This is a genomic window from Pseudovibrio sp. Ad5 (assembly GCF_001623095.1).
In the GTDB taxonomy this organism is placed as follows: domain Bacteria; phylum Pseudomonadota; class Alphaproteobacteria; order Rhizobiales; family Stappiaceae; genus Pseudovibrio.
Genome location: NZ_LMCH01000025.1, coordinates 61231 through 72306, shown reverse-complemented (window position 1 = coordinate 72306; position 11076 = coordinate 61231). Strand labels below are relative to the sequence as shown.

Here is an 11076-nt window from a genome sequence, read left to right as displayed (position 1 = left end):
ATCCATAAGCAACACCCTCCCCTGGAAAGCTGAAGAGCACCTGAGTTGCCCCTTCCAATTGTGTCTTCAGCATTTGACAGTCTGTGAGGTTTCTAAAACTCATGGCTTGTCTTCACTCTTCTTTGAGATCACCTGAAAATCCGAAGGACAGAAGTATGAGGGAAATGTATTTTTGTCAACTTTATTGACAATAATTACTTTTAAAATATATAATTCAATACGTTATAATAAAGCAACCAACTCTATATCGATCTATACTGGTATTCACATGACTGCTCGCTGCTCCGCACGACCAGCAATCGAAGCGCCAAAGCCGCTCCTTTTAAGGACAATCAAAATAAAGAAACAGCTTGGGAATTACGTGGATTACTCGCGAGCAGTACAGTTTCGGCCAAATTTCATGCCTAAGATGAAATGAACTAATCGGGCATTTCGGGATTACACACGTGCGTTTGAAATTAAGGGCAACTGCTGCCTTGCTGCTGGCAGGAACACTTGCTGGCTGCGCTGGCTTGGGGATGGAGACTTCAAAAGTTGAGTTGTCTCAGATTGCGATCAACAAAAACGAAGCATTGCGCCAGACCAATGCATGGCGGGCGAAGCATTCCCTGCCGCCGATCAAACTGGACCCGCACCTCAGCGAAGTCTCGCAAGATATGGCCGATCACATCGCCCGCCTGGATTCGCTCAAAACCAGACGCCATTCTTCTTCCAGTCTCATCAGTCGCACCCAGACCGACGATTATAAATCCTTTGCAGGCGCAGAAAACCTGGGCGCAGGTTACGCGAACATTTCAGCTGCAATGACAGGTTGGAAAACCTCTCCCGATCACAACAAAAACCTGCTCAACAAAAACGTCACCCATATGGGCATAGCGCGCACAAACCGAGCAGACGGCACCTACCGGAATTTCTGGGTCATGACACTTGCTGCCCCTCAAAAACCAGTGACAGCAACAGGTTTCACAACTGTCTCGCTGCCCTTCCCAGTCCAGTAACTTCCCTTGCGTCGAGAATTGATTAGGGGAATTTTCAACCCGCTTCCTTTACGCAGTTGCAATTAACACCCATATTCACATCTCCAGCGCGCATTCCCATGAAGAGGCATTGCCTCCTTGAGGGAATACGCGTCCACAATTTCATTTAAAGCAGTCTGGCTCTCCTCCTAAATGACCCGAGTCCAGCCTATGTTTTGAATTTCATCGGAGATATTTAATATGAGCGAGACCACAAAGGTTCTTCTGCAAGACTGGAAAACCCCGTTTGGACTTCCCCCGTTCGCACAGATCAAGCCGGAAGACTTTGAGGGCGCATTTGAAGAGGCCTTTAAGGCAGGCGAAGACAACATCAATCGCATTGCTCAAAATCCTGAAGAACCAACCTTTAAAAACACCATTGCAGCATTGGAACTGGCCGAAGATGCTCTTGAGCAGGCTGCAAGCGTGTTCTTCAACCTTTCCTCGGCAGATACCAACGAAACCTTACAACAAGTCGAGCGCAATGTTTCACCAAAACTGGCGGCCTACAGCACTAAGAAGTACCTGAACCCTGCCCTCTTTAAGCGTATAGAAACACTGATGGCGAAAAAGGACACGCTGGACCTGACATCTGAACAGGACCGTGTGTTGGAGCGCTACTACGCCATCTTCCATCGCGCTGGTGCAGGTCTGGACTCCAGTGGCAAAACCCGTATCGCAGAAATCAACGAGCGTCTTGCAACTTTGGGCACCAGCTTTGCGCAGAACGTTCTGGCTGATGAGGCCTCTTACAAACTCGTTTTGGAAAACGAAAGCGGTCTGGAAGGCTTGCCGGAATTCCTTGTAAAAGCCGCAAGCGCAGCAGCTGAGGAACGTGGTGAACCGGGCAAATACGCCATTACCCTCTCCCGCTCCTCCATTGAGCCGTTCCTGCAGTTCTCCAAACGTCGCGACCTGCGCGAAGAAGCCTTCAATGCCTGGGCAAGCCGTGGTGACAATCCGGGAAAAACCAACAACTCAGTAATCGTCCGCGAGACTGTGCAGCTCCGCAATGAGAAAGCCAAACTCCTCGGCTTCGAAAACTTTGCAGCATTCAAGCTGGATGATGTCATGGCGAAAAACACGAATGCAGTGGATGATCTGCTCTCCAATGTCTGGGGACCAGCCAAGGCACGAGCACTGGAAGAAGCCGCTGACCTGCAAGATATGGCGCAATCTGAGGGCGACAACATTGAGATCGCTCCGTGGGACTGGCGTTACTATTCAGAGAAGGTCCGCAGCGCTAAGCATGATCTGGATGAAGCTGAGATCAAGCCGTATTTCCAGCTGGATCAGATGATCGAAGCGGCCTTTTACACCGCAACCCGTTTGTTTGGCCTCACCTTCAAAGAGCTGAAGGGTCAAGACGTCTACCATCCGGATGTGCGTGTCTTTGAGGTCTTTGACAAAAACGGTGACCATCTCGGCATCTTCATCGGCGACTACTTCGCCCGCGCTTCAAAGCGTTCCGGCGCATGGATGAGTGCTTTCCGCTCACAACAAAAGCTGAAAGATGATGTTCGCCCAATCATCGTCAACGTGATGAACTTCTCAAAAGCACCAGAGGGTGAGCCAACCCTGCTGACCTTTGATGATGCCCGCACCCTGTTCCACGAATTTGGTCACGGCCTCCATGGCCTCATGTCCAACGTGACACACCCACTTGTTTCCGGCACCAGCGTGGCACGGGACTTTGTGGAGCTGCCATCCCAGCTCTTTGAGCATTGGCTGGATCAACCGGAAATCTTGAAAAAGTATGCCCGCCACTACCAGAGCGGCGAAGTCATTCCAGAAGAGCTTCTGGAGCGTCTGCTCGCAGCAGCCAACTTCAACCAAGGTTTTGCAACGGTTGAGTATCTGGCAACTGCTCTGGTCGATATGGCAATCCATAAAGAAGATAAACTCGACGATCTCGATCCGGCTCAGATGGAAAAGAAGATCCTCAACGGTATCGGTATGCCGAAAGAGATCATCATGCGTCACCGCATTCCGCACCTCCTGCACGCCTTTGCAGGAGACGGATATTCTGCGGGTTACTACAGCTATCTCTGGTCAGAAGTGATGGATGCTGACGCATTTGAAGCTTTTGAAGAAACGGGCGATGCGTTTGACGCTGATACAGCAGCCAAACTGGAAAAGTTCATTTACGCAGCAGGCGGATCTCAGGATCCGGCAAAAGCTTATATGGATTTCCGCGGCAAACTGCCATCCATTGAGCCGCTTCTCAAAGGTCGCGGGCTGGTCAACTAAACATCAGACACCCAAAACAGATATCAAAAAGGGCGGACCATGTGGTTCGCCCTTTATCATGGGGACTCAAAGGAAGAAGGCTAGCCTCTCATCATCCGGTTGAGACCACTTAAGAAAACAAACAGCCAGCCCAGGATCATCAGCATGCCACCCGTTGGGGCAGCAAAGTCAAAGAGCTTCTCACCAACGAACAAGCGCTGAGCCAGATCACCACAGAACAAACCAACACCGGCAAACAGCAAGAGCATGGCAAATGCAATGCCTTTGGAGCCCGTAATCCCGTGCGCAACGCCTAGCCCGACAAAAGCGGCGGCATGCATCATCGTGATTTGAGAGATAATACCCAGATACTGGTTATCGACCGCGTGCGAACTGGCCGCCGAAGTCAAAATGGCAATAACACCGCAAAACCCGCCAAGCGCCAATCCAAGACCAAGGCCCTGACCAAGTCTGATCCGTGGCTGGTCAACAGGCACCGCTTCACTTGCACTATCCGGCATGGCTGCTCCTTAAATCCCTATTCCAAATAACATACTGCGTGAAACACAGACACGCATCAACTGCATATAGGATAGCCAGCAAAAATTACAAAACCCTCAGCAACACACCACCATGATTGATAGCTGATAAGAACATGCACCCCGCTGCAGTCCCTCAACACCTGGTCCTGCGACAAACAATAGGCTCTCTCCTCGACCAGAGAGAAGGCTGCAAAGATTGACTCTTTACAGCCTGCATCACTTATTTCGCAGCATCCGCTAGATTGCTAAACGGGTCAGCCACCAGCGGCTTCAAGATTGTTAGCGTAGACCCATCCGGGTCGAAGTCCTTGAAGCTCACAGAGTTGAAGTTCATCGCATTGAGCTTCCGTACATAATAAACAGCACCATTCAGATCTGCCATAACAGACCATTGCGTGTAGTCTGGGTTGTCATCTTGCTGAGAGCTCGCAGACTGGGCCGCATCCGGCGCTTCCGGTTGGGCAAAGCCTTTCGGAATGTCGAAGTTGTTCAGAATATGCCCAGCGACATTGAGGTTCTCTTTTGCAGTTTCATGTTCCTCAGCTGTGGTCACAAACGCCGTCACGCGCACAAAACGCGATGGCGGCGTTACATCTCCCGGCACGCCCAGCATACCTGATCCCTGCCCCAGTGGTTGCAGCTCACCTTCTGGAAACTTCTTTCCAGCCGAGTTTATTGGTGTCAGGTTCACGTAATTGCGCAGGTTGGTTAAGTGCCAATCAAACTGCGGCGAGTTGGTCATCACACCAAGCTCATTATCGTAGACCTTCAAGCCATCATCGACGGGCTCAATCACGATGGACTTTCCAGAACGGTCATGAATAGTGAAATGCAGCGGAGGCACTTCGCCAAGCGGAGCAAAATCAACATCGACCAGCTTGATCGACTTAACGGCTTCTTTCACCTCTTCAACTGTCTCAAACTGCGATAGGACCCAAACGAGAAAATCAATCGGTGCAACTTCATCATCTGCGCCACTCGCCTTCACATCAGAGTACTCTGCAAAACCAGGGAAGTAGAGAGCACCAGCTGCAAGACCAGCTTCATTTACACCATCAACAATCGCGGTCTCATGCTTCATTGCATTCATACCGATCACAGCATACTTGCTTTTCCACTTTGCCCCTTCCCATTGTTTATCCCCATTAAGCTCTCCAGAACTCGTGAGCTCATAATTGCGTGGGATCAGAGAAACAGTGGACTCAGTTTCAAAGCCGAACTCCATGGTCCTCCCATAGACACGTCCGTCATCTTTGGCCGTAACAACAAAGCTCGTGCAAGCAGATGCACCAGCAATTGGTGATATCAAGAGGGTGGTCGAACACAATCCAGTCAGCACAACGCGCTGCATTTTTGAAAATAATGATGGCATGCTAAGCTCCTTTAGCTTTTTGCATGCGTATCGTCTCTGGAGATCTCCAAGAAATGCATAACGTTTGCATTCGATTATTCTGAAGCTTAGTAAGTGCTTTATGCTGTTGTTTTAATGAGAAATATTTAGAGCTCAGTTGGAGAAATCAATGCACAAAACTCTGAGCATCTCGAACCTCGTTGATGTTCCTCACTTCCTTGAGCCAGCCGCAAAAGGCATGTGGCTGGAATGGTGGGAAGAAGAAGGCCTTCCGGTTGAAGATGTTTATGAGGAACTGCGCACGAGCCTCAGCGAGGAAACCATTCCAACAACATTGATCGCCCACGACCAGACCGGGTTCCTTGGTATGGTCATGCTGGTGCGCTCAGATATGAGCAAACGCCCGCAATACGCGCCATGGCTGGCATCCCTATGGGTCGCTCCAGAGCACCAGGGAAAAGCCATCGGCTCCCGGCTCACAAAAGAACTGGAGGCACTCGCTTTAAACGATGGCACAACACACCTCTACCTCTTCGCAAAACTAAGCTTGCACCGGTTTTATGAAGGTTTGGGGTGGCAGTGCATCGAAAATGACGTGAATGGAGTAGATATTTTCCGCAAGAAATTAAGCCAAGACAGCAGGCCGTTTCATCAGCACCTTATGTAGTCCGGGTCCATAACCATCCGTCTCGACGGATTCAGCAACAAACCCCATTCTCTCGTAGAAGGGACGTGTATGCTGTGAGGTATCGATATAAACCGCCTGATCTGGATAGTCCTTTGCAATACGCGCAAGCCGGAATTGCACAAGCGCTCTGCCAATCCCCTGACCGTGCTGTTCACGGCGCACCATACCCCAAATAAGCCCCACCCCTTTAGCATTCAGGCAATACCCACCAGCAGCAACAATCAGCCCATCTTGCTCGGCCACATAGTATGGATCATCAAGGTTTTTCAGGTCCAGGCTGTATTCTTCCAGCTCAGTCTCCATGAAATACTTGGGAACATTCCCCTTAAAGATCTCAAGGCATGCGTCATAGTCACCGGTTTGATACCTACGAAAATCCATCACACAGTCCTTAGTGGCCTTGGTTCCAAAACGTATCGCATCACCGGCAATTTCCGCCCTGCTGGAAGGGAAGGCTGAAACCCAATTTCCTCCGCTCCCATACGCTCATAAAATCCTTTGGCATGAGGATCAGAGACAATCACCAGCTCTGGAAGCTGCTGATCTTGCAGCCAGTTCTGAATGAAGCCAAACATAATCCGCCCTGCGCCCCTACCCATCAGTTGCGGAGAGACCCAGAAGTCCTCAAGCTCGCTGCGTTGCTCTGCATCAACGGAAATAGAAAACACACCAACAATCCGGCCCTCAGCTTCCAAGACCCAGAAATGCCTGTTTGCCAAAACAACTGCATCAACGATCAGATCAGGCAGCCAGACATCCATCATCTCCTGCGAATAGCCCCAATGGCCTTTCGCTGAGAGGATAACCTCATTCATTTCCGAAATATGCTGCGCTCTGGCCCTGATAATATTCAAGTTCAGGCCTCCTTAGATGGAGAAGACTAAACATCTCACGCAGGCTGAAGCAATCCGAAAAGCCCGGACCTATGCGCCGTATTGCCCTCTGGTTGGGTCTGCCACATCAATAATGCGTAAGGACGGTTTCGCCTGCCCCTGCCACGTATCAACACTCAAACTACCAGCAATATGCAGGGGCTTGCCGCGAGCTTGTAAGAGCGCCTTCCCATGAGGCTGGTCTTCAGCTTTAAAAGCAATCGCCTTGAGGTTCGTTCCCTCATTGCCGCCAAGCGTCACACTCACATGGCCTTGCCCAACCACCTTGGAAAATTTGATCGGCACAGATGGCAAGGCAAAGACAGGTTCTGCGTGCGAAGCACCATAAGGTCCTGCCTGTTCCAGTATATCCAGCAGGCTCAGGTTTGCACCGGCAGGCGTCAGCACACCATCAATAGTGAGTTCATGGTCAGCAGAGGCCTGCTCCACATCCTCACTCAACTGCTCGCTCAGGAAGGCCTCAAACTCAGGCACTTTTGCCTTTTCAATGGTCAGCCCTGCCGCCATTGCATGCCCTCCGCCTTTGACAAGCAAACCCGCCTCAACAGCTGCACGAACCACAGAGCCCAGATCAACACCAATGATTGAACGGCCTGAACCAGTGCCCAAACCCTTTTCATTAAACGCCATCGCAAAAGCAGGCCGGCGGTAACGCTCCTTCAACCGCGAGGCGATCAATCCAACGACACCCGGATGCCAGCCGTCTGCTCCTGTCAAAAGCACGGCAGGAGGAACAGTGACCTCCATTTTCTGGAACGCCTGCCCCTCGCCTTCTTCCAGCATCACAGCTTCCATGGCCTGACGTTCCTGGTTGAGCCGTTCCAGTGTCGCTGCAATCCGCTCACCCTCCGCCCGATCATCAGAGGAAAGCAGTTTCATACCGAGAGCTGAATCGCCAATTCGTCCGCCCGCATTGATGCGCGGTCCAAGCATGTAACCCAGATGATACGGCGTCGGCTTTCCACTCAATCGGGAAATATCAGCAAGACAGGAAAGGCCAATGTTCTCACGCCGTGCCATCACTTTAAGGCCCTGCACCACATAAGCACGGTTCAGCCCCTTAAGCGGCACCACATCACAAATCGTTCCAAGTGCAACAAGATCGAGAAGGTCCATAAGCCGGGGCTCAGCGCGCTGCGCAAAAGCACCACGCCGCCGCAACTCCCGGTTCAAACCAACAAGGAACAGGAAGGTAACACCCACAGCTGCCAGATGGCCCTGCCCCGACAAATCATCCTGCCGGTTGGCATTCACCAGAGCATGAACTTCCGGAAAGCTCTCATCCACCTGATGGTGATCCAGAACCACCACTTCCAGTCCGATCCGCTTGGCTTCTTCAAAGGCTTCAAACGACGTGGAACCACAGTCTACTGTGACTAGCAACCGTGCTCCACCTGCATGAAGCTGATTGATCGCCGTTGGATTTGGCCCATAACCATCAATGATGCGATCCGGGATATAGACATCCGGCTCCGCTCCAAGCTGCAACAAGTAGCGCTTGAGCAAAGCAGAGGACGTTGCCCCATCAACATCGTAATCCCCGAAGATCGCAATCTTAACGCCCGCCTGCAGCGCATCTGCAACGCGTGCGCAGGCCTTATCCATATCCACCAGTTTGGAAGGATCCGGCATCAGGTCTTTAAGGGAAGGATTTAAGAACCCGGAAGCCTCTTCCAGCGCCACATTGCGCCCGGCAAGCACACGGCCAACCACTTCAGGCAGATCGGTTCTTTGAGCAATGGCCAGTGCTTGTGAGAGCCCCTGATCATCAAGCCGCTCACGCCACATACGTGCGCTCAAAGACTTTTTGACACCAAGAACGACACGTCGCTCGGTACTGGATGCATCCAACGTCATAACCATAGAAAGAAACTGCCCGGATTCTCGTATAAAAGCAAAAGGGGCGAGTGTTCAACACACCCGCCCACTCTATTTATCTAGCTTGAAGGAAGCGCTAAATCAATCCAGATGGAATTTTTCCAACTGGGTATGCTTCGCTTCAATGAAACGAACAGTACCGGTCGTGGAGCGCATCACAACAGTGTGGGTGGTGATGTTATCACGGCCCAGCTTCACACCCTTCAGGAAGTTACCAGTTGTCACACCGGTTGCTGCAAACAGAACGTCTCCGCCAGCCATTTCTTCCATGGTGTATTTGCGATTGATATCGTCAATACCCATGCGGCCTGCGCGTTCAACCTGCTCTTCGCGAGTGATCACCAGACGGCCCTGCATCTGACCACCAATACAGCGCAGAGCTGCAGCAGCCAAAACGCCCTCAGGTGCACCACCAATACCAACATAAAGATCGATACCGGTCTCTTCAGGGTCAGTGGTGTAAATGATGCCAGCGACATCACCATCACCAATCAGGAAGATGGAAGCACCCGTAGCACGGATGTCGTCAATCAGCTTAGCGTGACGCGGACGGTCCAGCACACAGACGGTTACGTCTTTCACTTCACAGCCCTTTGCTTTCGCAACAGCTGCAAGGTTTTCCTGAATTGGGCGATCCAGATCGATGGTACCCTCAGGATACCCCGGACCAATCGCAATCTTATCCATGTAGCTGTCAGGTGCGTTCAGCAAACCGCCTTCTGGTGCCAGCGCGATAACAGCAATGGAGTTTGGCATGTTCTTCGCACAGATCGTGGTACCTTCCAGCGGATCAAGTGCGATATCAACCTTTGGCCCGTCTTTTGTGCCAACCTTTTCGCCAATGTAGAGCATTGGCGCTTCATCACGTTCCCCTTCACCAATCACGACAGTACCGTCGATTGGCAGCTGGTTCAGTTCGCGGCGCATTGCGTCCACAGCAGCCTGGTCAGCTGCCTTTTCATCGCCCCGCCCACGAAGACGTGCTGCAGATACAGCAGCACGTTCCGTAACGCGTGCAAGTTCCAGTGTCAGAATACGGTCAAGAACGTCAGTTGCGTCCTGATGACTATCCGCCATTTAAACCTCTCGGGTGTCCTGTTTTCACGTTAAACGTGAGGAAGTATTATTTCAGGTTCTCAATTCGTAACATCTGAGGCTTACCAGAAGTTACTTTTTCAGCAGCAATCGCATCCAGAGCTTCGCGCACAGCCAGTTCAGTGGTCTCATGCGTGATAAGGATAACACTTCGCGGTGCTGCAGGATCGCTTACACCATCCTTATCATTTCTGGAATGCGGTCCACGTTGGACAATAGACTCAAGTGAGATCCCTTTGTCCGCCATACAGCGCGCAATTGTGGCAAAAGTACCGGCTACGTCCAACACAGCCAGACGAATGTAATAACCACCTTCATGCGCTCGCATACGCGCTGGAACATAATCTGCAAGTGTTGTCGCAGACTGACTAAACACCGGCAGAGAAACATCACGTGCAATATCGACAAGATCGGAGATCACAGAGGATGCTGTTGCATCACCGCCAGCACCCGGACCGACCAGCACCACTTCACCAACCGCATCACCATCAACAGCAACGGCGTTCAACACACCATCAATGCGAGCGATTGCAGAAGACTTCGGCACCATAGTCGGGTGCACACGTTGCTCGATCCCCGTATCAGTACGCTGAGCAACACCCAGCAGCTTGATCCGATAACCCAGCTCATCCGCAGCGCGAATATCAGCAGTCGTAATGGAAGTGATCCCTTCCACATAGATCGCATCGGCATTCACTTCACAACCAAACGCAAGGCTGGTCAGCAGAGCAAGCTTGTGTGCGGTATCAAAACCTTCGATGTCAAAGGTTGGATCAGCTTCGGCATACCCAAGGCGCTGCGCATCAGCAAGACACTCAGCAAATGACAGGCTCTCCTGCTCCATCCGCGTGAGGATGTAGTTACAAGTGCCGTTCATGATGCCGTAAACGCGGGACACATCATTGCCCGCAAGGCTCTCACGCATGGTCTTGATGATTGGAATACCACCAGCGGCGGCGGCCTCATAGTTGAGGCTCACACCTTTGGCTTCTGCAAGGTGAGAGAACGCAACCGCGTGCTTCGCCAAGAGCGCCTTATTAGCTGTGACAACGTGCTTGCCGGTTTCTAGCGCAGTGCGAACACTCACCTCAGCCGGACCGTCTTCACCACCAATCAGCTCCACAAAAACATCAATCCCGTCGAACTTGGCAAGTTCAACGGGATCTTCAAACCAGGTCAATCCATCCAGATTAACACCACGATCTTTAGAGCGGCTGCGAGCACTCACAGCCACTACTTTGATAGGTCGGCCACATCGATTAGCAAGAACATTCGCCTTGGCCTCGAGGATACGCACCAACGAAGCACCGACGGTTCCTAGACCAGCAACGCCAACTTTCAAAATATCAGTCATAAATACCCAGTATCTGTAGGTGGGCGGGCG

At 51.5% G+C, this 11076-nt stretch carries 10 protein-coding genes; 3 read left to right on the top strand and 7 right to left on the bottom strand.

Annotated features, from left to right (window positions below; translation table 11 throughout):
• Nucleotides 1–446: 446 nt before the first annotated feature.
• Nucleotides 447–998: a CAP domain-containing protein gene (locus tag PsAD5_RS12590; protein WP_208981936.1), complete on the top strand. Its 552-nt coding sequence runs from the start codon at nt 447–449 to the stop codon at nt 996–998.
• Nucleotides 999–1217: 219 nt separating this feature from the next.
• Nucleotides 1218–3266 (top strand): M3 family metallopeptidase, encoded by a 2049-nt coding sequence (locus tag PsAD5_RS12585; protein ID WP_063292366.1) that lies wholly within the window; start codon nt 1218–1220, stop codon nt 3264–3266.
• An 80-nt stretch (nt 3267–3346) separates the two neighbouring features.
• On the opposite strand, the gene PsAD5_RS12580 is transcribed toward PsAD5_RS12585, so the two are convergent.
• Together PsAD5_RS12580 and PsAD5_RS12575 are read right to left on the bottom strand one after the other, a co-directional pair.
• Nucleotides 3347–3766: a DUF423 domain-containing protein gene (locus PsAD5_RS12580; RefSeq protein ID WP_057464405.1), complete on the bottom strand. Its 420-nt coding sequence runs from the start codon at nt 3764–3766 to the stop codon at nt 3347–3349.
• Nucleotides 3767–4007: 241 nt separating this feature from the next.
• The gene (locus tag PsAD5_RS12575; RefSeq protein ID WP_084405958.1) at nt 4008–5159 is read right to left on the bottom strand and encodes a choloylglycine hydrolase family protein; all 1152 of its coding nucleotides are present in this window, start codon (nt 5157–5159) and stop codon (nt 4008–4010) included.
• Between the two features lie 148 nt (nt 5160–5307).
• Between PsAD5_RS12575 and PsAD5_RS12570 the strand changes: the two genes are divergently transcribed.
• Nucleotides 5308–5805: a GNAT family N-acetyltransferase gene (locus tag PsAD5_RS12570; protein ID WP_063292364.1), complete on the top strand. Its 498-nt coding sequence runs from the start codon at nt 5308–5310 to the stop codon at nt 5803–5805.
• On the opposite strand, the gene PsAD5_RS12565 is transcribed toward PsAD5_RS12570, so the two are convergent.
• The 5 genes from PsAD5_RS12565 to PsAD5_RS12545 all read right to left on the bottom strand — a co-directional run bounded on the left by PsAD5_RS12565 (nt 5764) and on the right by PsAD5_RS12545 (nt 11046).
• On the bottom strand, nt 5764–6207 hold the full coding sequence (locus PsAD5_RS12565; RefSeq protein WP_057464402.1) for a GNAT family N-acetyltransferase: 444 nt from the start codon (nt 6205–6207) through the stop codon (nt 5764–5766). The two genes, PsAD5_RS12570 and PsAD5_RS12565, sit on opposite strands and share 42 nt — an antisense overlap.
• The gene (locus tag PsAD5_RS12560) at nt 6207–6680 is read right to left on the bottom strand and encodes a GNAT family N-acetyltransferase (protein ID WP_063292363.1); all 474 of its coding nucleotides are present in this window, start codon (nt 6678–6680) and stop codon (nt 6207–6209) included. Before PsAD5_RS12560 ends, PsAD5_RS12565 begins: the two co-directional genes overlap by 1 nt.
• A 69-nt stretch (nt 6681–6749) precedes the next feature.
• Nucleotides 6750–8582 (bottom strand): single-stranded-DNA-specific exonuclease RecJ, encoded by a 1833-nt coding sequence (gene recJ, locus PsAD5_RS12555; protein ID WP_063292362.1) that lies wholly within the window; start codon nt 8580–8582, stop codon nt 6750–6752.
• A 96-nt stretch (nt 8583–8678) separates the two neighbouring features.
• The gene (gene glpX / locus PsAD5_RS12550; RefSeq protein ID WP_063289178.1) at nt 8679–9674 is read right to left on the bottom strand and encodes a class II fructose-bisphosphatase; all 996 of its coding nucleotides are present in this window, start codon (nt 9672–9674) and stop codon (nt 8679–8681) included.
• 46 nt (nt 9675–9720) lie between these two features.
• Nucleotides 9721–11046, bottom strand: coding sequence for a homoserine dehydrogenase (locus PsAD5_RS12545; protein WP_063292361.1), 1326 nt, complete (start codon nt 11044–11046; stop codon nt 9721–9723).
• Between the last annotated feature and the right edge of the window lie 30 nt (nt 11047–11076).